The sequence below is a fragment of the Amycolatopsis halotolerans genome (genome assembly GCF_042647905.1).
Classification (GTDB): domain Bacteria; phylum Actinomycetota; class Actinomycetes; order Mycobacteriales; family Pseudonocardiaceae; genus Amycolatopsis; species Amycolatopsis halotolerans.
Genome location: NZ_JBHRWI010000002.1, coordinates 48,563 through 71,150 on the forward strand (window position 1 = coordinate 48,563; position 22,588 = coordinate 71,150).

Genomic DNA, 22,588 nt, shown 5'->3' on the forward strand with positions numbered 1-22,588 from the left:
GGTTCTCACCGGCAACGCCACACACGCTCCGCCGGTGGTCAGGCGAGCCGCTCCAGCACCATCGCCATGCCCTGTCCGCCCGCCGCGCACATCGTCTCCAGGCCGAAGGTCGCGTCCCGCTCCTGGAGGCCGTGCAGCAGCGTCGTCGCCATCCGCGCGCCCGTTGAGCCGAACGGGTGGCCCAGCGCGATCGCCCCGCCGTGCACGTTGACGCGGTCGAGGTCCAGGCCCAGCTGGTCGACGCACGGCAGCACCTGCGCGGCGAACGCTTCGTTCATCTCGACCAGGTCGATGTCCTTGACGGACAGTCCGGCCCGGCCCAGCGCCTGCCGGCTCGCTTCGACCGGCCCGAGCCCCATGATCTCGGGGCTCAACGCGGACACCCCGGTGGCGACGATCCGCGCCAGCGGCTGGATGCCCAGCTCGCGCGCCCGGACGTCGCTCATCACCACGAGCGCGGCCGCACCGTCGTTGAGCGGGCAGCAGTTTGCCGCGGTGACCGTCCCGTCCGGACGGAACACCGGCTTGAGCTGAGATACCTTCTCCAGCGTCACGCCCGCGCGCGGACCGTCGTCGGCGGACACCACCGTGCCGTCCGGCAAGGTCACCGGCGTAATGTCCTTCTGCCAGAACGCCCCCGCCGCTTCGGCGAGGTTTTGGCTGCGCACGGCGAACGCGTCCTGGTCCTCTCGGGACACTCCACAATGGTCAGCGACGTTCTCCGCGGTCTCGCCCATCGCGATGTAAACGTCCGGCAGCGCACCGTCTTTCCGCGGGTCTGTCCACTGCAGACCGCCGCCCGCGCGCTTCTCGGTCACGGCCATCGCGTCGGCGTACAACGGGTTCTTCGTGTCCGGCATGCCGTCGGCTTTCCCTTGGGAGAACCGGGAAACACACTCGACGCCCGCCGAGACGAACACGTCGCCCTCGCCCGCGCGAATAGCGTGCATCGCCATCCGCGTGGTTTGCAGCGAAGACGCGCAATACCGGTGCACAGTCGTGCCGGGCACCGCGTCGAGGCCGAGCCGCAGCGCGACCATCCGGCCCAGGTTGTACGCCTGTTCCCCGGCCGGTTGCGCGCAGCCGAGCATCAGGTCGTCGATCCGGCCGACCTCCGGGACCGCCGCCAGCGCGGCTTCGACCATCTGCGCGGCGAGGTCGTCCGGGCGCAGGTCTTTCAGCGAGCCCTTGTACGCCCGCCCGATCGGCGAGCGGGCGGCGGAGACGATCACGGCTTCGGGCACAGCAAGGTCCTCCTCAGGCGTTCGGGGTGTGCTGGAGGAAAGCGGGCCATTCGCCGCCTCCGTCCACATTGAGCACCGCTCCGCTGACATGGCTCGCGAGCGGTGAGGCAAGCAGCAGACAGGCTTGGCCGACCTCGGCCGGCGACGCGAACTGTCCGCGCGGGATTGTCCGGGCGACCGCGTCGCGCTGCGCCGGATCGCCGTAGTGGTCCTCGGAACCCGGCGTCTCGACCAATCCGCAACTGACCGCGTTGACCCGCACCCGCGGCGCCCACTCCACGGCCAGACTGGTCGTAAGACTCTCCAGCGCCGCCTTCGCCGCGCCGTAGACCGCGGTGCCCGGGCTGGGCCGCCGCGCCGAGATCGACGTGACGTTCACCGCCGACGCCCCGGGCGTCTCGCGCAGGATCGGATGTGCCGCGTGCAGCACGTATGCCGCGGCGAGGAAGTTGAGATCGTTGATCTTGCGGTGGAATCGCGGCGAGGCCTCAGCAAACTGCGCGAACGGTGCGCCACCAGCGTTGTTGACGACGACGTCAAGCCGCCCGTGCCGCTCGCCGATCTCCTCAAGCCACTTCTGGACCTGCTCCGGCTCGCGCACGTCGACCTGCGTGAACCGCGGCTGACGGCCGTCGACCTCGCGCAGCTTCGCGGGTTCGGTACGGCCGCAGATCTCGACCTCGGCACCCGCTTCGAGGAACGTCGCCACGATGCCGTCGCCGACTCCGCGCGCCCCGCCGGTGACGAGGACGACGCGATCGGTCAGGTCGAAGCTGACAGGCATGCTGCTCCTTCTCGCCGGGAGCGCTCAGCCTACCAAACAAATGCTAGGTTGAGGACGAGGAGGTTTTCCATGCCACAGGAAGCAATCCGGCGAGTCAGCATCGTCACCGGCGGCGCGCTGGGGATCGGCGGGGCGACCAGCCGCCGCCTCGCCGCGCGCGGGGACCTGGTCGTGCTGAACGACATCGATCCCGCTGCCGCCGCCGACAAGCGTGCCGCGATCGAGGCGGCTGGCGGCGTGTGCGAAACGGTCATCGGCGACATCGTCGCGGACGAGGTGGTCGAGGCGGTTACCGCTGCCGCGCTGCGCTTGGGCGACGGCCGGATCGACGTCCTGGTCAACAATGTCGGCGATTTCCGGCCCGCTTCCCGGGATTTCCTGCACAGCACGCCCGAGCAATGGGCGCGGTTGCACGAACTGAACCTGCTGCACGTCTTCAAGCTCACGCACCGGGTGCTGCCGCACATGATCTCGCACGGCGCGGGTGCCATCGTGAACAATTCGACAGTGGAAGCGTTTCGTGGCATCCCCGGGCATGCGGTGTATTCCGCTTACAACGCCGGGGTTTCGGCTTTCACGAAGAGCCTGGCCGTCGACGTGGGGCGGCATGGCGTCCGGGTGAACGCGATCGCGCCGGATCTCGCGGACAGCCAGCAGACTCCCGCTGCCGCCATGTTGCGCGACAACGATCCGTCGAAGATCGAGACGTCGGTGCCTTTGGGGCGGTTCGGGCACGTGGACGAATACGCGAAGGTGATCGAATTCCTGACGACGGACGCGGCTTCTTACGTCACCGGCCACACGATTCCGGTGGATGGCGGGACGCTCGCGGCTTCGGGGTGGTACTTGCGGAGCAATCGGAAGGGGTTCACGAACTTTCCGCGGGAAACGTGAGCAGGGCGGTGGGCTCGCTCAGCCGGGCGCGATCACGCGCTGAACGCTGTCACGAAGCAAAGCCCGGCGCTGCTCGTGCGACTCCGGCGCTTCCTGGTCACTGGCAGCGTAAACGTTGCTGACCGGCGACCATGCCATCGACATCGCGATGACCATGGCCATCAGGTCGAACGGGTCTCCTTCCCGGACGATGCCCGCGGCTTGCGCGTCGGCGATGGCGCGCAGTTTGGCGTCGTCGAGGCGGGCGCTGTCGTCGACGAGGTGTCCGGCCGGGCGGCGCTCCAGGCGCTCCCAGGTGGCCAGCCGGATGAGGTCGGGGCGGCGGAGGTACTCGTCGTAGAGGCGGACGGCCCAGCCGGCGAGGTCGGCGGCGTCGATCGGCACGACGGTCACGATCCGCTCCAGCGAGGCGGAGAAAATGGCGTCGAACAGCCCTTCCTTGCTGCCGAAGTAGCCGTAGAGCTGCGCCTTGTTGGTGCGGGCGGCGGCCACGATGCGGTCGACGCGCGCCCCGGCGATCCCGTGCTCGGCGAACTCCCCGGTCGCCACGTCCAGGATGCGCTGCCGGGTGGCGGCTCCGCGCGAGGTCAGGGGCTTGTCGGCCATGCCGGGCACGATAACAACAGACCAGTCTGTTTGCCGAATCGGCGCGCGGCCGCTACCGTGGCAATAGACCGAACAGTCTGTTTGTTTGAGGGGCGAGCATGCGGAGCACTCCGGGCTGGCAAGCCGACCGCGCCGGATTACGGCGGACCTCGTTGCGGCGTCGAGAACTACGGGCCGACGACGTCGCCGTTCGCGTGGACTACTGCGGCGTCTGCCATACCGATCTGCACGCCGTCCGCACCCACACCGGCGAAGCGCCTTTGGTGCCCGGCCACGAGTTCACCGGCGTGGTCACCGAGATCGGGCACGAGGTCACCCGATTCGCCATCGGCGACCAGGTCGCGGTCGGCAACATCGTCGACTCCTGCGGCACGTGCGCGATGTGCGAGGCAGGACAGGAAAACTTCTGTCACGAGTTCCCCACCCTGACCTACGGCGGCACGGACCGCCGCGACGGGACCACCACGCTGGGGGCCTTCTCCCGCGAGTACATCGTCCGCGACGAATTCGCCTACCCGCTCCCCGCCGGGCTCGACCCCGCGGCCGCCGCTCCCCTGCTGTGCGCGGGAATCACCGTCTGGGAACCGCTGCGAGCCCTCGGCGTCGGACCGGGCACCCGGGTCGCCGTGGCCGGGCTCGGCGGACTCGGGCACCTCGCGGTCAAACTCGCCGTCGCGCTCGGGGCCGACACCACGGTCATCAGCCGGTCCGCCGACAAAGCCGACGACGCCCGCCGGCTGGGCGGCCACGATCTGATCGTCTCGACCGACGAGCGCCAGATGGCCGCGGCTCGGGACCGGTTCGACGTCGTCATCGACACCATCGCCGTCCCGCACGACGTCGCGCCCTACCTCAAGCTCGTCGCCCTCGACGGAACCCTGAGCCACGTCGGACATCTCGGCTCGGTCACCGTGCAGGCCATCGATCTGTTGGCAGGACGCAAGAAACTCAGCTCCGCGGGCAGCGGCGGCCGTCCCGCGACCGCCGCCCTGCTGGAGTTCTGCGCCCAGCACGGCATCGCCGCCGACATCGAACTCCTCCCGTCGGCGCGCGTCAACGAAGCCCTCGACCGGTTGGAACGCAGCGACGTCCGGTACCGGTTCGTGCTGGACCTGTCGGATCTGCCGCAGAACCGCTGAGGGCTCAGCCCACGTAACCCGCGGGCTGTCCCCAATCCGCACCTCGAGTCGTGGTCCGGTCCACCAGCACACAGCGCGTCCCGGTGAAGTTCGTCGGCATGCATTTGTTGCAGTGAATGCACAACGACGGCGTCTCCGGCTCAGCCGCGATCCGGTTGACCAAATCCGGCTCGCGCAGCAAAGCCCGGCCCATCGCGACGTACTGGAATCCCTCCCGCATCGCCAACTCCATCGACGCGCGGTCGGTGATCCCGCCGAGCAGCACCATCGGCAGCTTCACCGCGGCCCGGATCTGCCGCGCGTCCTCGAGCAGAAACGCGTCCCGGTAAGGATATTCGCGGATGAAATGCTTCCCCACCGCCTGCACACCCAGCTTCAACGGCTGCGGCATCACTGCCGCGAACTCGCGGACCGGCGCGTCGCCCTTGAAGAGATACATCGGGTTCAGCAGCGACGAACCCTCGGTCATTTCGAGGGCGTCGCAGGTGCCGTCGGCTTCGAGCCATTGCGTTACCGGGATCGCCTCGTCGAGCCAAAAGCCGCCGGGCGCACCGTCGTCCATGTTCATTTTGACGATCACCGCGATGCGGTCGCCGACCGCATCACGCACCGCGCGCATCGTGTCGCGCGCGAGCCGAGCCCGGTTTTCCAGCGAGCCGCCGTATTCGTCGGTGCGGTGGTTGAGTTTGGGGCTCAGGAAGGAGCTGATCAGATAGTTGTGTCCTAAGTGGACTTCGATGGCGTCGAACCCGCATTCGATGGCGCGCAGGGCCGCGTCGGCGTGGGCGCGTTTGACGCTTTCGATGCCGGCGTGGTCGATTTCCTGCGCGAAACTGAGCGTCGTTTTGTGGAAATACCGGCTCGGCGCGAGCGCGGGCAGCCCGTTGCCCTTCGGATTCGCGACCGGTCCGCCGTGCCCGATCTGCGCCGAGATCGCCGCGCCCTCGGCGTGCACGGCGTCGGTGAGCACGCGCAGTCCGGGCAGGGCTTCGTCGGCCCAGTAAATCTGATGCCGGTCGGTGCGGCCTTCCTTCGCGACCGCACAATAGGCGACCGTCGTCATCCCGACGCCGCCCTTCGCGTAGCCGACGTGGAAATCGACCAAATCCCGAGTGACCCGGCCGTGGTGGCTGAGCCCCTCGTAAGTAGCCGCCTTGACGACGCGATTGCGCAACTGCACCGGCCCGAGCCGCGCGGGGGCCAGCGGATCGGGCGGGGTGGGGGTCGTGGAAGTCACCTTGTCACGGTAGGAAACGGAGGGGTGGGCCCGCTCCGGCGATCTCGGTGACCGGGAGCCTCGCCGATCGGCGGGGAATTCATCGGCGCGGTAACGCGACGGCCTGGCTCGACGATTCCTGTGCGTCTATCCGTGTTTAGCCGGAGGAGAAACAACTGTGCCTGAACTCAAGCCCCGTCCTCGCTATCACGCGAACGCCTTTACCAATCCCGAAGCAGTCGCCGCGCGGCTCAAAGCAGCGTCCGAGACGGACGGGCCGACGGACTACGCGAACAGGATCAACCTGGAAATCCTCGGCCAGCTCGCGGCTATCCGGCGGCACGCGTTGATCGTGACCACCGTGGTCGTGATGTGGGCGATCCTGACCTTGATCGGGGTCCTGGTCATCATGTCCAACCTGTCGGGCAGCGGATCGGCCATCGTCCGCAACTGACGAACGGTCAGTTGGCCCAGGGCGCCGCTTCCTCCACCTGCGCCGCCAGCGACAACAGCAACCCCTCCTGCCCCAGGTCCGCGGCGAACTGCACCCCCAGCGGCAGTCCGTCGTCGTCCCGGCCCAGCGGGAGCGAGATCGCGGGCATCCCGGTCACGTTGAAAACGCTGGTCCACGCCGAATACGCGCCCGCGTGCTCGTAGATCGACGCGGGATCCGTCGTGTCCAGCAAGCCCAGCGGCGGAGTCGGGAGCGGCAGGGTCGGCGTGAGCAGCACGTCATAGGAGGTGAAGACCTGCCCGACCTCCCACCCGATCTCCTGTGCCCGGCGCAGTGCGCGGTGGAGCTGGTTAGCGGTCAAACCGCGGTAGTGGTCGAGCAGCAGTTCGGTGAACGGCTCGACGTCGCCCGGCTGGAGTTCCCGGCCCAAAGCGGCCAGTTGGTCTTCGACGATCACCACCAGGTCCGCGCCCATCAGCACCCCGCCGGTCGTGCGAACGTCCGGGAAATCGAACGGGGCCACGGTTTCCTCGACATAGTGGCCGAGTTCCTCGCAGAGTTTCGCCGTCTGCTGCACCGCGGCCAGGCAGGCGGGATGCAGGTCGACGCCGGTTCGGGCTTGGGTGGCCAGGCCGATGCGGAGACGGCCGGGAGCGCGGCGGGTCGCGTCGAGGAAGGTGCCGGGCGGGGTTGGGGCGGCGAAGGCTTCACCCGGGAGTGGTCCGGCGATCGCGTCCAGCAGGGCCGCGCTGTCACGGACTGTCGTGGTGACCGCGTGGGCGACGGAGACCGGGGCGGCGAGCGTGCCGGAGTCGGGGGCGCCGGTGGTGCGGCCGCGGCTGGGTTTCAGGCCGACCAGGCCGCACATCGCCGACGGGATCCGGATCGAGCCGCCGCCGTCGGTGGCGTGTGCGGCGGGGACCAGGCCCGCGGCGACGGCGGCCGCGGAACCGCCGCTCGAGCCGCCTGGCGAGCGCGAGAGGTCGTGCGGGTTGTGCGTGGGGCCGTGCAATTGCGGCTCGGTGCTCGCGTTGAGGCCGAATTCGGGGGTGTTGGTGGTGCCCAGGATGACCAAACCGGCGCGTTTGTAGCGGCGGATCAGTTCGCTGTCCGCTGTGGACAGAGCGGAGGCGAATAGCGCGCTGCCCTGGGTGGCGGGGAGACCGGCGACCTCGGTGCCGAGATCCTTGACCAGGAACGGGACTCCGGTGAGCGGGCCGTCCGGGAGACCGGCGTCGACTTCCTCGAGAGCAGCCTCGAAGCGGCGGCCGACGACGGCGTTGAGCTGCGGATTCACTTCCTCGATGCGGGCGATCGCCTGTTCGGCGGCCTCCCGGGCGGACAGGTCGCCGCGGCGGATGGCGGCGGCGGTGTCGAGGGCGGAAAGGGTGGGCACAGCGAGGTCTCCTCAGAAGGCTCAGCCGAAGAAGGCTTGGCCGCCGTCGAGCGGCACGGTGGCTCCGGTCAGATAGCGCAGATCAGAACCGACCAGCGCGACTACGGCGCGGCCGATGTCCTCCTCGCACTCCCCGATCCGGCCCATCGGAATGGTCGAGACGAATTCGGCGGCCTCTTCGGGGTTGTGTTCGGTCCACCATTTCAAGCTCGGCGACAACGCGTGTGGCGCGATCGCGTTGACCCGGATCCCGTCGCGCGCCCACTCCACGGCGGCGGTGCGCGACAGCGAGCGCAAGGCTTGTTTCGCTGCGGCATAAGCACCGTAGGTGGTCGGATCCCAGCGCACCATCGCCGAGGTGACCAAGTTGACGATCGAACCGTCGCCGGTCGCCTTCAAATGCGGATGGGCGGCTTTCATAAAAGCGAACGCGGCAAACGGTCCGGTCGAGAAACCGCGCGTGAAATCCTCGTCGCTCATTTTCAGCAACGGCCCGAAAGCGCCGGAGTAGGCGTTGTTGACCAGAATGTCCAGCCGGTCGAATCGCGAAACGACCTCGTCGACGACCCCGGGAATCGACGCGGTGTCCGCGACATCGCACTCGAACGGTTCCGCGGTGGCACCCCGCTCCCGCAGGAGGCGGCAGGTCTCGTCCAGCTTGCCGCGCGTGCGCCCGAGGACCGCGATCGACGCTCCCGCCCCTGCCAGCGCGATTCCTTGCCCGACGCCTTGTCCGGCGCCAGTCACCAGGGCCACCCGGCCCGCGAGCGTGTTCATCGGCCTCCTTCGTCAGCAACCGGTCGCGCCACGTGCTTGGCCACGAAAATTCCGTCCGCGGAAACACAAACCTGACCGTCGGCGAGAATTTCGCCGGTCGTGTGGATCCGGCGGCCCTCGCTGGATTGCTGCCGCGCGCGAATCGTCAGCTCCTCGAACAGCGGGGTCGTCCGGTGGTAGCGGACGCTGAGCGTGCCGGTCATCCCGTCCGGTCCAGGCCCCCAACTGTTGGCGACGCCGAGCGCGTGATCCAGCAGCAGCGCGGAAATCCCGCCGTGCACGCAGCCGGGCGGGCCTTGATACGGCAGGCCGAGCGTCACCGTGCCGGTCACCGAACCGTCTGGCAGGCCGTGCAAGTGCAGCGGCGGGGCGAGCGCGTTTTCCGGGCCGGTGACGGGATCGTGCCGTGGTCGCCCGGCCCACATGCCGACGAAGCGCTCCTGCCGCTCCGGCGCGTGCTCTTCGAGCTGGGCGGCGATCCGGTTGAGATCGCGGGCGATGTCCGTCATCGGCGCTGCGCTGTTCGCGCCAGCCTGCAGGAGCGCGTTGACGACCCGGCGGGCCGCAGTGACAGCAGCGTCGATGCCGTCGTCGTTCGGGACGGGCGACAGCGGGACGCTTTCGGCGTAAGTCGTCATCAGTAGTGCGCCGCCGGGCGGAGGGTCGCCTCGGCGCCGCCGTCGACGTAGACGACCTGACCGGTGATGTGCGTCGTCGCGGCGTCGGCGAAGTACGCCAGCACTCGCGCGACGTCCTCCGCGGTCGCGTAACCGTGCAGCGGCATCGGGACTGCCTTGTCCATCACGGCTTTCATCTTCGGGTCGGCGAAAAGCTCGTCGGTCATCGGCGTCAGGACCACGCCGGGGGCGACCACGTTGACCGCGATTCCCGCGTCGGCCCAGCCTGGCAAGACGGACGTCCGGCGCGCCCATTGCGCGATCGCGGACTTCGAGGACGGGTACAGCTGGAGCGCCCGGTTGTCCGCGATCGCCTCGCGGGCGGCGGTCAGCGCGGCTTGTTCGTCGCCGCGCAGACAGGCCTCGACCACCGCGGGGTCGTTCGGCTGGGTGCCGGAGATCGAGCCGACCAGGACGACGCGCGGCGCTTCGGATTTCGCGAGCAACGGCTGCAGGGCCTCGATGAAACCGGTGCTGCCGAAGTAGTTGACCGTGACCATCGCTTCGCCGGGGTTCGACGTTCCGGCGCAGGTGACCACCGCGTCGACGTGCCCGGTGCGCTTGCCGACCTCCTCCGCGGCGGCAGTACGGCCGTGCGGGGTAGAGAGGTCCGCGTCGACGTCGCTGCCCGCGAGGTCGACGCCGAGGACTTGATCGCCGCGCTCGGCGAGGAGGCTGCTGAGTGCCGCACCGATCCCCGAACTCGCTCCGGTGACGACGACGGTGCGCGGCATGACGGCCTCCTGAGGTGGGGTTCCGGGAACGGCCGCGACGCTACGGGGACTCCGCTTCGGGCGGCGGGCCCATCCCGGTCACCGGGAGAAACCGGTCAGCGGCCCAATTCGGCGAGCAGCAACCGGCACGCCAGCACCGTGTCCGCCTCCGCTTCCTCCGCCGTGATGTGCCCGTTCAGCTGCGAGGTCAGCACGCCGTACCAGGTCTGCTCGATCAGCCGGACCAAGCGGCGGTCGTGCGCACTGGCCTCCGCCACCCCGGCGACGCGCAGGATCAGGTCGGCGAACTCGACCGTCGCGGCCATGTTCGGCGACTCCCCCGCGACCGTCGCGTTGTTCGACTGCAGCATCGCCTGCGCGAGCCGCGGCCGTTCCAGCAGGCGGCGGGCGGCGTCGACCAGCACGCGCGCGACCGCCTCGGCCGGTTCCTGGCCGGGCTCGACCGGGACGCTGTTGCGGTCCAGCTGTTCGACCTGGCTGTGCAGCAGCGCGGTGAACAGGATCGTCTTCGACGGGAAGTACCGGTAGAGCGTGGCGATGGCGACGCCGGCGTCGCGGGCGACGTCGAGCATCTGGATCCGGTCGAGGCCGTGCTCGGCGCCGTGGTCCGCGGCCGCTCGCAGGATCCGCCGGTAGCGCTCCTGCTGCGCGGGCGAACTCGGCGTGGCCGGCGCCCGGTTTTCGGCGACTCTCGGCACCGCGACTCCTCCGCTCGTGATCAGGTCATTCTCGCGCACGATCCTCCCACCGGGCGCCGCCGCTACCGGTGAGTGGGATGACCGCGCCCCGGCGCGGCGGCGATGCGGTTGGCTCGCCGGGTCGCGACGACTTGGAGGACTCATGGCTTTCGACGACCAGTTCGACGTGGTGGTGGTCGGGTCCGGCGCGGGCGCGCTGACCGGCGCGTACCTCGCCGCCCGAGCGGGACTGCGCACCGCGGTGGTCGAGGGTGCCGCTCTGCTCGGCGGGACGTCGGCGTACTCCGGCGCGGCCTGCTGGCTGCCGGGCACGCAGGTCCAGGAGCGGTTCGGCGTCGCGGATTCCACCGCCGCCGCGCGCGAGTACCTGCGCGCGCTGCTCGGCGAGGACCGGACCGGGCGGCAGGAGGCGTTCCTGGCGAAGGCGCCGGAGCTGGTCGCCGCGCTGGAGGCGGACCCGGCGATCGAGTTCGAGTGGCGGGCGTTCCCGGACTACTTCGACCGGCCCGGCCGGGTCCCCGGCGGACGCTCGTTCGTGCCGGTCGACCTGCCGCTGTCCGAGCTGGGCGAACGCGCGGAGCTGGTGCGTCCGCCGGTGGACCGCGACCGCACCGGCCGCGGGCACCGGGACGCCCCGTTGGACGGCGGCCGCGCGCTGATCGGACGGCTGCTGCTGGCCTTCGACGCGACCGGCAACGGCACCGTGTTCACCGGGACCCCTGTCGACGAGCTGGTGGTCGAGGATGGCCGGGTGGTCGGCGTCAGCGTCGGCGTCGGCTCGCGGCGGATCGGGGCGACTCACGGCGTGCTCATCGGCGCGGGCGGGTTCGAGCGGAACGCCGGCCTGCGGGAACAGTCCGGCGTGCCGGGCTCGGCGGCCTGGTCGATGGCCCCCGCGGAAACGAACCGCGGCCAGGTCCTGGAGGCGGCGATCGAGCTCGGCGCGGCCGTCGACCTGATGGACGAGGGCTGGTGGTGCCCGGGAATCGCGATGCCGGACGGCGGCGCGTCGTTCACGCTCGGCTTCCGCGGCGGCATCGTCGTGGACCGCGACGGGCGGCGGTATGCGAACGAATCGCTGCCGTATGACCAGATGGGCCGGGAGATGGCAGCGGATCCGGCGCGGCGGGTCCCTTCGCACCTCGTGTTCGACAGCCGGGAGGGCGGCCGGTTGCCCGCCATCGCGTTGCCGGGCGGACGGCCGGACGACCACCTGGCGGCTGGCACGTGGGTCGAGGCGGACACGCTCGCGGAGCTGGCGAAGCTGATCGACGCACCGGAGCTGCCGGAGACGGTTGCTCGGTTCAACTCGTTTGCCGAGGCCGGGCACGACGCGGATTTCGGCCGCGGCGAGGATGAATACGCGCGGCATTTCGCTAATCCGGTGCTGGTTCCGGTGGACCAGCCGCCGTTCCGCGCCGCGCGACTGGTGTTGTCGGATCTGGGCACGAAGGGCGGGTTGGTGACCGACCCGGACGCGCGGGTGCTGCGCGCGGACGGTTCGGCGGTGGAAGGCCTTTACGCGGTGGGCAATTCGGCGGCGTCCATGACCGGGGGCTACTACCCGGGACCGGGAATTCCGTTGGGCACGGCGATGGCTTTCGCCGCCCGCGCCGTTGACGATCTGGTGGCACCGGTCGGAAAATGACCTGCGCCCCGGCGATCGGGTCGGTTACCGTCGCCGGGGTGGAGGACTATTTCGGAGAAACTGTAGCTGCGAGGTACGACGAATCTTCGGCCGAAATGTTCGCACCGGAGGCGGTGAATCCGGCGGTTGACGTCTTGGCCGGGCTCGCTGGCGACGGCCGTGCGCTGGAGCTGGGCATCGGCACCGGCCGGATCGCGCTGCCGCTCGCCGGGCGAGGCGTGCCGGTGTCCGGGATCGACCTGTCGTCCGCGATGGCCGCGCGGTTGCGCGCCAAACCCGGCGGCGACGGCATTGAAGTGGCGATCGGCGACTTCGCGACGACCCGGGTCGAGGGGACCTTTTCCGTCGCGTATCTGGTTTACAACACGATCGGGAACCTGACGACGCAGGACGCGCAGGTGGAGTGTTTCCGCAATGCCGCGGCGCATCTCGCGCCGGGCGGGTGCTTCGTGATCGAAGTCGGGGTGCCGGATCTGCGGAAACTGCCGCCCGGGCAGACCGTCGTCCCGTTCGACCTGAGCCCGACGCATTGGGGATTCGACCTTTACGACGTCGCCACGCAGTCGATGAGTTCGTATCACGCGCGAGTGGCCGACGGCCGGGGTGAGTTCCGGGCGATTCCGTTCCGGTACGTGTGGCCCGCCGAACTGGACTTGATGGCGCGGCTGGCGGGGCTGCGGCTGCGGTCTCGGTGGGAATCCTGGGACGGGAAGCCGTTCACGCACGAAAGCGAGCAGCACATCTCAGTCTGGGAGAAGCCGCTGGGCTGAGCCGGGCGGTGCGCACCGCGGAAAGCGCCCCAATGTGGCATTGGGTGCGTCCCACGCACCCAATGTGGCGTTCGGTGCGTCAGATGCACCCAATGCCACATTGGGGCGCGCGGGCGGGGCCAGGTTACTTAGGCGGGCTGAACGCGGCCAACTGCTCCGACCCGGACCAGTCATGCCCCCAGTAACTGTCCCGCGTGATCTCCTCCGCGGTGTAGAACCGCTCGTCCACCAGCATTCCCTCGGTCCCGTACTCCAGGTCCCACCCACCGGGCGCCCGGACGTAGAACGACACCATCTTGTCGTTGGTATGCCGACCCAGCGTCGAGGAAACCGAGAACCCGCGCTTGCCGACCTCGTCCAGGGCGCGGCCGACGGCGTCGAGGGAATCGACCTCGACCATCAGGTGCACCAGGCCCGGCGGTTCGCCGTGCGGGGCCGGGCAGATCGCCAGGCTGTGGTGGCGCTCGTTGACGCCCATGAACCGCACCCGGCGCGGTTTCTGGTCGGGGGCCGCGCCGCTCATCGAGACCGCGCCGCGCGGGAGGAAGCCCAGCACCTCGGTGTAGAACGTCTCGACCTCGGCGAAGTTCGTCGTCGGCAGCACCACGTGGCCCATGCCCTGCGCGCCGGTCACGAACTGCTGCGTCCACTTCGTCCGCACCGGGTCGTGGTCGAGGACCGGGCCGAAGAAGACCTCGACCGGGGTGCCGGACGGGTCGTCGAAGGTGATCGCCGAATCGACGCGGCGTTCGCGGCATTGCTTTTCCGACAACACTTTCACCGCGGTTCCGGACGCTTCCACCGCACGCCCGACCGCGGCCAGCGCGAACTGGTCGCGCACCTCCCAGCCGACCGCGAGCACCCGGTCGTCCTCGCCGGGCAGCACGATCAGCCGTGCCTCGCGTTCGTCCATCCGGAGGTACAGACCGTCGGGAACCGGGCCGGACGTTTCGGCGAAGCCGAGCGCCTCCACGGTCAGCTCGCGCCAGCGCGGCAGGTCCCGGCTCTGGACCCGGAGGTATCCGAGTCCTCGGATGTCGGTCATAGCGAAACTCCTTGCGGGGTAAGAGAGTTCAGATCATGGAGAGCATCGGGCCGGGTGGCGGCTCGACGTCGAGGTCGGTCAGCGCGGACGCGTGGAACACCGAGCCGGGCACGTGGATCGCGTGTGCCAGGCCCATGTGGCCGTCGCGCCAGAATCGCTGGATCGGGTTGTCCATCCGCAGGCCGTTGCCGCCGCTGCGGGCGACCACCTCGTCCATCGCGCGCACCGCTCGCCACGCCGCGGCGACCTGGGTGCGGCGCGACGCGGCGCGGTCAGCGAGCGTAACCGGCGAACCGGTGGCTGCCTTGTCGTAGAAGCGGGACACGTTGTCCAGCATGGCAATTCGCGAGGCTTTGATCTCCTCGGCGGCGGCGCTGATCGCGAACAGCACGTACGGGTCGTCTTTCACCCGAGTGCCGGTGATTTGCACACGCGTGCGTTGATAGGCCAGATGCGCGGCCAGCGCGCCCTCGGCGATGCCGATCACCGCGGACGTGATGCCGAGCGGGAAAATCGTGGTGAACGGGACGCCGTACGTCGGGTTGGTACGGCCGGATTCGCGCAGCGCGCTGCCGTCGGTCATCCGGCTGAACGGGACCGCGCGGTACTCCGGAATGAACGCGTCCTTGACGACGATGTCCTTGCTGCCGGTGCCGCGCAGGCCGACGACGTCCCAGGTGTCCTCGACGATTTCGTAGTCCGCGCGGGGCAGGATCACGTGGTAATTCCGGGGCGGCTGCACGACATTGCCGTCCGCGTCGCCGAGGAAGCCGCCGAGGAAAATCCAGTCGCAGTGGTCGGTTCCGGACGAGAACTGCCACCGTCCGTTGAAGACATACCCGCCGTCGACCGGCTTCAGCACGCCCATCGGCGCGTACGGCGAAGCGATCCAGGTGTCGTTGTCAGCGCCCCAGATCTCTTCCTGCACACGACGGTCGCAGAGCGCCATTTCCCACGGGTGCACGCCGACGATCCCGGCGACCCAGCCCGTCGACCCGTCGAGCGACGCCAGCCGCATGACCGTTTCCGCGAATTCGCGCGGATGGGCTTCCGCGCCGCCGTAATCGGCGGGCTGGAGCATTTTGATCGCGCCGGTTTCCCGGAGCACCTTGGCCGCTTCGTCGGCGAGCCGGCCGAGCCGCTCGTTTTCCGGCCCGAGCGCCGAGATCTCCTCGGAGCGCTCGTCGATTGCGGCAAGAGCGGGATGGGTCATGGCGCTTCCCTTTCTCCGGTCCGGATACGATGCGGTCCCGGCTGCCCCGAGCCTCCCAGCGGAGCACCCGGGCGCGCGGACGCGCTCCCGGTCAACGGGATCAGGGCCGCGCCACCCGGTTTCGCACCACCTTGCCGGTCACGTTGCGCGGCAACGGTTCCGTCCCGATCCGCCACCGCGACGGGACCTTGAAATACGCCAGCCGCTCCGCCGCGAACGCCCGCAGCTCGTCCTCGCCGACCGACACGGAAACCACTACCACCGCGGCCACTTCCTGGCCCAGGTCGACATGCGGCACGCCCAGCACGATGCATTCCCGCACCGCCGGGTGTTCGGCCAGCACGTTCTCCACCTCGGCCGGATAAACGTTCTCCCCGCCGTGCAGGATCAAATCCGACCGGCGCGCGGTGAGCCGCAGCTGGCCGCCTGAAAGAACGCCGATATCCCCGGTGTGCAACCACCGCTGGTCGTCAATAACGGCGGCCGTGGCTTCGGGATCTTCCCAATAGCCCAGCATCGTGAACGGGCTGCGGACGCAGATCTCCCCCGCGCTGCCCTCGGGCGCTAACTCGCCGAAAGCGTCCCGGATCTCCAGCTCCACCGTCGCGATCGGATGTCCGACAGTGCCTGGCGATGCGGCGAGATCAGCAGACGTGGCAACAGAAATCGCTGTGGACGATTCCGTCAGGCCGTAGCTGTCCACCAACCCCTGCTCCGCCACCGGAAGCTCCGCGCGCAACCGTTGCTGGAAAGCCGGGGAGGAAGGCGCAGCGCCGAGAGTGAAAGCAGTCAGCGAGGAAAGGTCGTACCGGTCAAGATTGCCGTGCTCCAGGAGACGGTGCGCCATCGTCGGCACAACGCCCCAGTTCGTCACCCGCTCAGCCTCGACCAGCCGCAACACGCGCTCCGCGTCGAACCCGCCCTGGTGCAACACCACCGCGCTGCCATCAGCCAGCCGCGGCACGACCAGATTGTGCAGTCCGGCGATGTGGAACAGCGGCACCCCGAGCAAGTACCGCCGCGCGGACGGATCCGTGGGGTCGCCGAGCACACGGGCGACTTCGCTGTTCAGGCGGTGGAACTCGATCACCGACGTCAGATTCCGGTGCGTGTGCACCGCGCCTTTCGGCCGCCCTGTGGTGCCGCTGGTGTAGAGGATGACCGCCGGATCGTCCTCATCGACCGCGCAGGAAGGCAGCGGTCCATCCGAACAATGCGCTAACCGGGGTATGTCCTCCTCGACGGTCAGCACCGGTACCCCGTCCAGCAGCGCGGCCCGCTTCGCGTCGGCGACCACCAGAGCCGGTCGCGTGTGGCCGAGCGCGTACTCCAGTTCCGGCCGCGACCACCACGCGTTGTAGCCGACCGCGATCGCGCCCAGTGACACCGTCGCCCAGAACGCGACCACCCACTCCGGACTGTTCGCCGCCGCGATCGCGACCCGGTCGCCCTTGCCGATCCCGTACTCCTCGCGGAGCGCGCAAGCCACCGACGCCACTTGGCGGGCATGCGCGGCGAAGGTGATCCGGCGGTCGGCAGTCACCAGATACTCGCGATCGCCGTGCCGCGCCGAAGCCGCCAGCACCTCACCCAACGACCGCGCACGATGAGCGAACACCGTCATCGGCACGCCCAACACAGTCTCCGTGCGCAGCTCACAAGGCCCGCCGGGCGCGGTCAGCGCCTGCCGAGGATCAGCGGAGAGGCTCATCAAAGGTCTCCCTCCTCGCGCACCGGTGCGGCGTGATTGTGCCTGCTCACCGCCGCCAGCGCCGGGCCGATTCCAGTGACCGGGACCGGCTCAGAGGAACGCCGGCTCGCCGTACGCGCCCTGCCGCAGCAGCCCGGGCGACTCGGCCCGGCCGTCGAGAACCCGGTTGGTGCGCCGGGTGACCTTCCATCCCTCCTCGGTGCGGGCGAGCGCCCAATGGTTCGCCGTGGCGCGCCGGACGACAAAGCGGTCGTCCTGATGCACCACCATCAGCGAGTGGCAGACCGCGATCGCCGTGTCGCCGTCGACGGTCACGTGCGGCGGGCCGACGAAATGCGCGCAACCGGCGGAAATCCAGCCTTGATGGGCGCTCGACCGGATCATCCGGGCCAGCTGTTCGCGGCCTTCGAGGTAGATCTCGTCGACGTCGTACACCCCGTCCTCGGTCCACAGCGCGGCGACGTCCTCGGCCGCGCCGGCGTCCGCCAGCGGACCGTACGCGGCGATCAGCCCGCTGATCTCGCGTTCGTCCTCCAGCCGCGCGAGCCGTGCCTCCAACTGGGCGATCCGGTCCACTTCAGACCTCGCTTCCTAGCTCGGCGAGCGCTTCGAGCTGCTCGCGGTAGTGGTCGGCCGAGTTCGCCGCGATCCGTGCGCTGACCGTCGTCGCCCCGGCCTCGACCACCCTGGCCAGCCGATCCCGGCAGGAGGCCGTGCCCGGGTCCAGCGGCCTTCCGGGCGACAGCACGACCTGGAAGCCGCCCGGCAGCTCAACGGCGCCGAGCATCCGGCTCAGTTCCTCCAGCGACAGCCCGAACGGGACCCAGCCGTCGGCCAGTTCCACCGCCCGCCGGAGCGAGCGCTTGGTTCGGCCGCCGATCCACAGCGGGACTTTCGCCTGCACGGCATGCGGTTCGACGATCATCCCGGCGAAGTCGTAGTGCGGTCCGTGATACTCCGGCAGCCGCTGCGACAACGCGGCTCGCAGCGCCCGCAGCGCGTCGTCGGCCCGCTCGCCGCGTTGCTCGAACGGCGCGCCCAGCAGGTCGAACTCCTCCCGCAGCGACCCGACGCCCAGACCGAGCACAAGCCGCCCGCCGCTGACCGTGTCGAGCGTTCCGTAGCGCTTCGCGATCTCCAGCGGATGGTGATACCCCAGCACGAGCACCTGCGTGACCAACCGGATCCGGCTGGTGCGAGCGGCGAGGAAACCGAAGGTCGCGAGCGGATCCCAGTAGGTCGAGCCGCGCTGCTCCGCGACCGCTTCCGGCACCGCGACGTGCTCGCTGCAGGTCAGGTGATCGAAGCCGAGCCGGTCCGCGGTCTCCGCGATCCGCGCCAGATCTTCGATGCCGGCGGTGTCCTCCCAGGCGTTCGGGTCCCCCGGCAGCCGGGTCACCACGGGGCTCACGAGGCCGATGTCCATGCCGCCATGCCTACCGGCCGCCGGGCCGGCGCGAGCGGCTTCTCCCGCTGATCGGGAGCCGTGCCGCAGTCGTGACCCGCCGCGTGTTGACGCCCCGGGAGGCCGCCGTGTTACCTTCAAAACTAGAAATGATTTCAATTCGTCCGCGAGGAGCACAGCATGACGGTTGTCGCGATCGAAACGGACTCCCTCGGCACGGATGTCGCGCAGAACCGCACCTTGCCGCCGTCGATGGTCGAGCGGATGACGCTGATCCTCGACGCCTTCGACGCGCCGAGCACCCGGCTCACCCTCGAACAGGTCGCGCGCACGACCCATCTCCCCCGTTCGACCGCGCACCGCATCCTCGACCAGCTCGTGCGGCTGCAGTGGCTGTCGCATTCGTCGTTCGGGTACGCGCTCGGCGCACGGGCGCTGAACCTCGGCGGCACCGGCGGCAACCATCTCGAACTGCGCGAGGCGACCGCGGCCGTGCTGCACGAACTGCAGCTGCGCACCGGCATGGTCGCGCATCTGGCTATCCTCGACGGCGCTGACGTCCGGTATCTCGACAAGGTCGGCGGCCGGTTCGCCGCGGTCGTCCCGTCGCGCGTCGGCGGCCGCGCGCCCGCGCAGTGCACCGCGCTCGGCAAGGCGATGCTCGCGTGGCTCCCCGCCGAACAGGTCGAGGACCGCGTCATGCCGACGCTCGGCCGTCAGACCAGCCGGACGATCTGCGACATGGTGACGCTGCACCGCGAGCTCGGCCGGATCCGCGACCGCAACGGTCTCGCTTTCGAACGCGGCGAGTGCTTCTCTGACATCTCCTGTGTCGCCGCTGCCATCCGCGGACCGGAAGGGCCGGAAGCCGCGATCTCTCTGGTCGGCGACGCGCAGACCGCGCTGGAGCGTGTCGCGCCGCTGGTCGTGGTCGCCGCGCGGCAGGTCACCCAGGAGCTGTACCCGATGGTTCGGCTGCGCACGGCCGAACCCGCCTGGAACTAATAGTCCACAAAGGACTCTCAGTCACCGAGATAGCACCGGCTCGCGCACCGCCCGCCGTTCTACGTTCAGCCTCGCAGAAGCGGGGCACTGGAAGGAGATCCGACAATGACCACAGTGGAGCCGGCACCGGACGAGGTCCGCGTGATCGAGGCCGGCGCGGCGCCCACGCGGTTCGCCCGCGGGTGGCACTGTCTCGGGCTGGCCGAGAGCTTCGCCGACGGCAAGCCGCATCCGATCACCGCGTTCGGGCAGAAGCTCGTGGTGTTCGCCGGCGAGGACGGCAAGCTCAACGTGCTCGACGCGTATTGCCGGCACATGGGCGGCGATCTGTCGCAGGGCACGGTCAAGGGCAACGAGGTCGCCTGCCCGTTCCACGACTGGCGCTGGGGCGGCGACGGCCGGTGCAAGCAGATTCCTTACAGCCGCCGGGTTCCGCTGCGGGCGCGCACCGCGGCGTGGACGACGCTGGTGCAGGACAAGATGTTGTTCGTCTGGAACGACCCGGAGGGCAATCCGCCGCCGCCCGACGTGGTCATCCCGCGCATCGAGGGCGCGACGCGCGACGACTGGACCGATTGGACCTGGTACGAAACGCACGTCGACACGAACTGCCGCGAGGTCGTCGACAACGTCGTGGACATGGCGCACTTCTTCTACGTGCACTTCGCTTTCCCCACGTACTTCAAGAACATCTTCGAGGGACACGTCGCCACGCAGCTGCAACGCGGGACTTCGCGGGAAGACGTGCGCCCGCCGGCGAAGGAAGGCCAGCTGAAGTCACTCGGCAACACCTCCGTCGCCGCGTACTACGGGCCGTCCTTCATGATCGACGAACTGACGTATCACTACGAGGGCATGGACATCGACGCCGTGCTCATCAACTGCCACTACCCCGTCACCGCGAACTCGTTCAAGCTGCAGTACGGGATCATCGTCAAGCGCACGGACAAGCTTTCCGGCGCGGAGGCCGAGGCGACCGCGCGCAAGATGGGCGATTTCATCCGGATCGGCTTCGAACAGGACGTGCAGATCTGGAAGAACAAGACCCGGATCGAGAACCCGTTGCTGTGCGAAGAGGACGGTCCGGTCTACCAGCTGCGGCGCTGGTACGAACAGTTCTATGTGGACGTCGCGGACGTCACGCCGGAGATGACCGAGCGGTTCGAGTTCGAACTGGACACGGCGAAGCCGAATGCCGCGTGGCGCAAGGAGGTCGAGGAGAACCTCAGCCGCCGGACGAGCGAGCCCGTCTGATGGCGATCCGGGCCGACAACCGGCTGCTGGACGAGCCGATGCGGCCGGTCCAATGCGGAACGTGCGAGGCGTGGCTGAAGGTGCGCAAGAGCAGTTGGCAGCAGACCAGCATTCAGTGGGACACCAACGCTTCCGCGCGATGCGTCGAACGGTCGGCCTGTGCGGACGACCTGTTCCGCGGCTGTGGTGCGCTGCGGGATTCGATTGACCGGGCGGTCGCGGGCGGGGGAATTCCGGTGGCTGGAGAATGAACATGGTCGAGAAGTACGGGCCGTGGGCCGTGATCGCGGGTGGTTCGGAAGGCGTCGGTGCGTCGTTCGCGCATCAGCTCGCCGAGGCCGGGATCAATCTGGTGTTGATCGCACGCAAGCCTGCACCATTGGCGGAAACCGCGGCGGCGGTTCGGGCGCGCGGCGTGGAAGTGCTTACCGTGCAGGTGGATCTGCTCGATCCGGACGCGCTCTCGACGATCCGGGAAGTGACTGACGGGCTCGAGATCGGGTTGCTGATCTTCAACGCGGGTGCGAACAGTTACGGCCACGAGTTCGTGACCGGTGATTTGTCGCGGGTGCGCGGGGTTATTGATCTCAACATCACCGCGCAGCTCGCGTTGACACATCACTTCGGCGCGCTGATGGCAGCACGCGGTCGCGGCGGGATCATGCTGGTGGGTTCGCTGGCCGGGTACCTCGGGCAGGAGGAGATCAGCGTGTATTCCGCGGTGAAGGCGTTCAGCCGGGTGTTCGCCGAGGGGCTGTGGCTCGAGATGCGGGAGCGCGGCGTGGACGTGCTGGAGCTGGTGCTGGGCGTGACCCGGACACCGGCGATGGAGCGGGCCGGGCTGGCGTTCGACCTGCCGGGACTGAACGTGGCCGAGCCGGACGACGTCGCGCGCGAAGGGCTGGCGCATCTCGCGGACGGGCCGGTGTGGGTGGCTGGCGGGAATCTTGCCGCGGCGGAGAAGCGGAGCGGGTTCCCGCGCGCTGAACTGGCGCTGGCCGCACACGAGGCGACGCGAAAGCTGCTCCCGACGCGATAGCCGACGTTCCGTGAGGGGAACCCTGAGGGACTCAGATTCCCTCAGGGTTCCCCTCACGTACTTGCCAAAAACCCGCTGACCGCGGCGTGGAAGCCGGTCGGATCTTCTACCCACGGCAGATGACCAGCCATCAGTTGCACGCGCGAGACGACCGGCAACGCCCGTTCCAGCGAGTCCACCGCCCACCGCGGCCGGATGTCCGCGGTTCCGTCCACGATCAATGTCGGCACCTTCAGCGTTTCGCACTGGTCACGCAGGCCTGGCGAACGCTCACGGTTCAGAGCCGCATTGCACTCGAAGTTCACGTCGAACCACGGGTCAGCCATGGCTTCGGCGTGCTCCAGCGCGCGCTCCCGGTCCGCGAAGTCGGCCGACCACTGCAGGACGCAGTACTCCCGGTCCTCCTCCGCGGTACGGTCCCGGTCCCGCAGCGCCTCCCACCGCGGAAGACGCCCGCCGAGTGCGTCGCGGAGGTTGCGCTGGTAAGCCGCGTGCCAGGTCGAGTCGTCGTCAATCCCGGTGCCGGAGACGTAGACCAGCTTCGTCACGCGCTCCGGATGCGCCAGCGTGTAGCGCAAGGCCAGCTGCGCGCCCCAAGAATGCCCCAGCAGCGCGACGCGGTCCCAGCCGAAATGGGCCAGGACCGCGTCGAGATCAGCCATTGTCCGGGCGACCGAATACGGTCCTTGACGCGGCGACCGGCCGCATCCGCGCTGGTCCCAACGACAGACTGTCGCGGCTCCCGAAGGGGAAGCCGCGACGTCCGCCATCATGTCCCACAGCCCCGGGCCGCCGTGGCAGAAGACGACCGGTTCGCCGTCGCCCGTCCGCGCCGTCCAAAGGCGGATACCATCGTCCGTCTCCACGTGACGCAGTATG

The 22,588-nt window shown here is 69.3% G+C and carries 24 protein-coding genes; 9 read left to right on the plus strand and 15 right to left on the minus strand.

Going from position 1 to position 22,588, the window contains the following annotated elements:
• Positions 1 to 38: 38 nt before the first annotated feature.
• Both ACFORO_RS00955 and ACFORO_RS00960 read right to left on the minus strand, forming a co-directional pair.
• Complete coding sequence (locus ACFORO_RS00955) at positions 39 to 1,244, minus strand: acetyl-CoA C-acetyltransferase (protein ID WP_377873958.1); 1,206 nt, start codon at positions 1,242 to 1,244, stop codon at positions 39 to 41.
• A 13-nt stretch (positions 1,245 to 1,257) separates the two neighbouring features.
• Positions 1,258 to 2,028, minus strand: a complete 771-nt coding sequence (locus tag ACFORO_RS00960; RefSeq protein WP_377873959.1) for an SDR family oxidoreductase — start codon at positions 2,026 to 2,028, stop codon at positions 1,258 to 1,260.
• A 69-nt stretch (positions 2,029 to 2,097) separates the two neighbouring features.
• Between ACFORO_RS00960 and ACFORO_RS00965 the strand changes: the two genes are divergently transcribed.
• Entirely contained in the window at positions 2,098 to 2,922 is an 825-nt protein-coding gene (locus ACFORO_RS00965; RefSeq protein ID WP_377873960.1) for an SDR family NAD(P)-dependent oxidoreductase, read from the plus strand.
• Between the two features lie 18 nt (positions 2,923 to 2,940).
• On the opposite strand, the gene ACFORO_RS00970 is transcribed toward ACFORO_RS00965, so the two are convergent.
• Positions 2,941 to 3,528 (minus strand): TetR family transcriptional regulator, encoded by a 588-nt coding sequence (locus ACFORO_RS00970; protein ID WP_377873961.1) that lies wholly within the window; start codon positions 3,526 to 3,528, stop codon positions 2,941 to 2,943.
• A gap of 98 nt (positions 3,529 to 3,626) precedes the next feature.
• Here ACFORO_RS00970 and ACFORO_RS00975 point away from each other — a divergent pair, with 98 nt between their 5' ends.
• The gene (locus ACFORO_RS00975; protein WP_377873962.1) at positions 3,627 to 4,667 is read left to right on the plus strand and encodes an NAD(P)-dependent alcohol dehydrogenase; all 1,041 of its coding nucleotides are present in this window, start codon (positions 3,627 to 3,629) and stop codon (positions 4,665 to 4,667) included.
• Positions 4,668 to 4,671: 4 nt separating this feature from the next.
• Here the strand turns inward: ACFORO_RS00975 and ACFORO_RS00980 are convergent, their stop codons facing one another.
• Positions 4,672 to 5,904: an NADH:flavin oxidoreductase gene (locus ACFORO_RS00980; protein WP_377873963.1), complete on the minus strand. Its 1,233-nt coding sequence runs from the start codon at positions 5,902 to 5,904 to the stop codon at positions 4,672 to 4,674.
• A gap of 157 nt (positions 5,905 to 6,061) precedes the next feature.
• Here ACFORO_RS00980 and ACFORO_RS00985 point away from each other — a divergent pair, with 157 nt between their 5' ends.
• Entirely contained in the window at positions 6,062 to 6,337 is a 276-nt protein-coding gene (locus ACFORO_RS00985) for a hypothetical protein (protein ID WP_377873964.1), read from the plus strand.
• A 7-nt stretch (positions 6,338 to 6,344) separates the two neighbouring features.
• Here ACFORO_RS00985 and ACFORO_RS00990 read toward each other — a convergent pair whose 3' ends face one another.
• The 5 genes from ACFORO_RS00990 to ACFORO_RS01010 form a co-directional block, all read right to left on the minus strand.
• Entirely contained in the window at positions 6,345 to 7,733 is a 1,389-nt protein-coding gene (locus ACFORO_RS00990; RefSeq protein WP_377873965.1) for an amidase, read from the minus strand.
• A 21-nt stretch (positions 7,734 to 7,754) separates the two neighbouring features.
• Positions 7,755 to 8,510, minus strand: coding sequence for an SDR family NAD(P)-dependent oxidoreductase (locus ACFORO_RS00995; RefSeq protein WP_377873966.1), 756 nt, complete (start codon positions 8,508 to 8,510; stop codon positions 7,755 to 7,757).
• Positions 8,507 to 9,148: a PaaI family thioesterase gene (locus ACFORO_RS01000; protein ID WP_377873967.1), complete on the minus strand. Its 642-nt coding sequence runs from the start codon at positions 9,146 to 9,148 to the stop codon at positions 8,507 to 8,509. Before ACFORO_RS01000 ends, ACFORO_RS00995 begins: the two co-directional genes overlap by 4 nt.
• Positions 9,148 to 9,921 carry an SDR family oxidoreductase gene (locus ACFORO_RS01005; RefSeq protein ID WP_377873968.1) on the minus strand — a complete coding sequence of 258 codons (774 nt, stop codon included), beginning with the start codon at positions 9,919 to 9,921 and terminating at the stop codon, positions 9,148 to 9,150. Before ACFORO_RS01005 ends, ACFORO_RS01000 begins: the two co-directional genes overlap by 1 nt.
• A gap of 95 nt (positions 9,922 to 10,016) precedes the next feature.
• Entirely contained in the window at positions 10,017 to 10,619 is a 603-nt protein-coding gene (locus ACFORO_RS01010; protein ID WP_377873969.1) for a TetR/AcrR family transcriptional regulator, read from the minus strand.
• A gap of 142 nt (positions 10,620 to 10,761) precedes the next feature.
• Here ACFORO_RS01010 and ACFORO_RS01015 point away from each other — a divergent pair, with 142 nt between their 5' ends.
• Together ACFORO_RS01015 and ACFORO_RS01020 are read left to right on the plus strand one after the other, a co-directional pair.
• Positions 10,762 to 12,267 (plus strand): FAD-binding protein, encoded by a 1,506-nt coding sequence (locus ACFORO_RS01015; protein WP_377873970.1) that lies wholly within the window; start codon positions 10,762 to 10,764, stop codon positions 12,265 to 12,267.
• Positions 12,264 to 13,037, plus strand: a complete 774-nt coding sequence (locus ACFORO_RS01020; protein ID WP_377873971.1) for a class I SAM-dependent DNA methyltransferase — start codon at positions 12,264 to 12,266, stop codon at positions 13,035 to 13,037. Before ACFORO_RS01015 ends, ACFORO_RS01020 begins: the two co-directional genes overlap by 4 nt.
• 124 nt (positions 13,038 to 13,161) lie before the next feature.
• Here the strand turns inward: ACFORO_RS01020 and ACFORO_RS01025 are convergent, their stop codons facing one another.
• The 5 genes from ACFORO_RS01025 to ACFORO_RS01045 all read right to left on the minus strand — a co-directional run bounded on the left by ACFORO_RS01025 (position 13,162) and on the right by ACFORO_RS01045 (position 18,432).
• On the minus strand, positions 13,162 to 14,082 hold the full coding sequence (locus ACFORO_RS01025; RefSeq protein ID WP_377873972.1) for a VOC family protein: 921 nt from the start codon (positions 14,080 to 14,082) through the stop codon (positions 13,162 to 13,164).
• Between the two features lie 28 nt (positions 14,083 to 14,110).
• Positions 14,111 to 15,295: an acyl-CoA dehydrogenase family protein gene (locus ACFORO_RS01030; RefSeq protein ID WP_377873973.1), complete on the minus strand. Its 1,185-nt coding sequence runs from the start codon at positions 15,293 to 15,295 to the stop codon at positions 14,111 to 14,113.
• A gap of 100 nt (positions 15,296 to 15,395) precedes the next feature.
• Positions 15,396 to 17,006 carry a class I adenylate-forming enzyme family protein gene (locus tag ACFORO_RS01035; RefSeq protein WP_377873974.1) on the minus strand — a complete coding sequence of 537 codons (1,611 nt, stop codon included), beginning with the start codon at positions 17,004 to 17,006 and terminating at the stop codon, positions 15,396 to 15,398.
• A 90-nt stretch (positions 17,007 to 17,096) separates the two neighbouring features.
• Complete coding sequence (locus tag ACFORO_RS01040) at positions 17,097 to 17,582, minus strand: nuclear transport factor 2 family protein (protein ID WP_377873975.1); 486 nt, start codon at positions 17,580 to 17,582, stop codon at positions 17,097 to 17,099.
• A gap of 1 nt (position 17,583) precedes the next feature.
• Positions 17,584 to 18,432, minus strand: a complete 849-nt coding sequence (locus tag ACFORO_RS01045) for an LLM class F420-dependent oxidoreductase (protein WP_377873976.1) — start codon at positions 18,430 to 18,432, stop codon at positions 17,584 to 17,586.
• A 159-nt stretch (positions 18,433 to 18,591) separates the two neighbouring features.
• On the opposite strand from ACFORO_RS01045, the gene ACFORO_RS01050 reads away from it, so the two are divergent.
• The 4 genes from ACFORO_RS01050 to ACFORO_RS01065 all read left to right on the plus strand — a co-directional run bounded on the left by ACFORO_RS01050 (position 18,592) and on the right by ACFORO_RS01065 (position 21,709).
• The gene (locus ACFORO_RS01050; RefSeq protein WP_370936035.1) at positions 18,592 to 19,416 is read left to right on the plus strand and encodes an IclR family transcriptional regulator; all 825 of its coding nucleotides are present in this window, start codon (positions 18,592 to 18,594) and stop codon (positions 19,414 to 19,416) included.
• Between the two features lie 105 nt (positions 19,417 to 19,521).
• A complete protein-coding gene (locus ACFORO_RS01055) occupies positions 19,522 to 20,670 on the plus strand; it encodes a Rieske 2Fe-2S domain-containing protein (RefSeq protein ID WP_377873977.1) in 1,149 nt (382 codons plus the stop codon).
• Positions 20,670 to 20,921 carry a ferredoxin gene (locus tag ACFORO_RS01060; RefSeq protein ID WP_377873978.1) on the plus strand — a complete coding sequence of 84 codons (252 nt, stop codon included), beginning with the start codon at positions 20,670 to 20,672 and terminating at the stop codon, positions 20,919 to 20,921. The genes ACFORO_RS01055 and ACFORO_RS01060 overlap by 1 nt, the downstream gene beginning before the upstream one ends.
• A 2-nt stretch (positions 20,922 to 20,923) precedes the next feature.
• Entirely contained in the window at positions 20,924 to 21,709 is a 786-nt protein-coding gene (locus ACFORO_RS01065; RefSeq protein ID WP_377873979.1) for an SDR family NAD(P)-dependent oxidoreductase, read from the plus strand.
• Positions 21,710 to 21,762: 53 nt separating this feature from the next.
• Here the strand turns inward: ACFORO_RS01065 and ACFORO_RS01070 are convergent, their stop codons facing one another.
• Positions 21,763 to 22,575 carry an alpha/beta fold hydrolase gene (locus ACFORO_RS01070; RefSeq protein ID WP_377873980.1) on the minus strand — a complete coding sequence of 271 codons (813 nt, stop codon included), beginning with the start codon at positions 22,573 to 22,575 and terminating at the stop codon, positions 21,763 to 21,765.
• Positions 22,576 to 22,588: the final 13 nt, after the last annotated feature.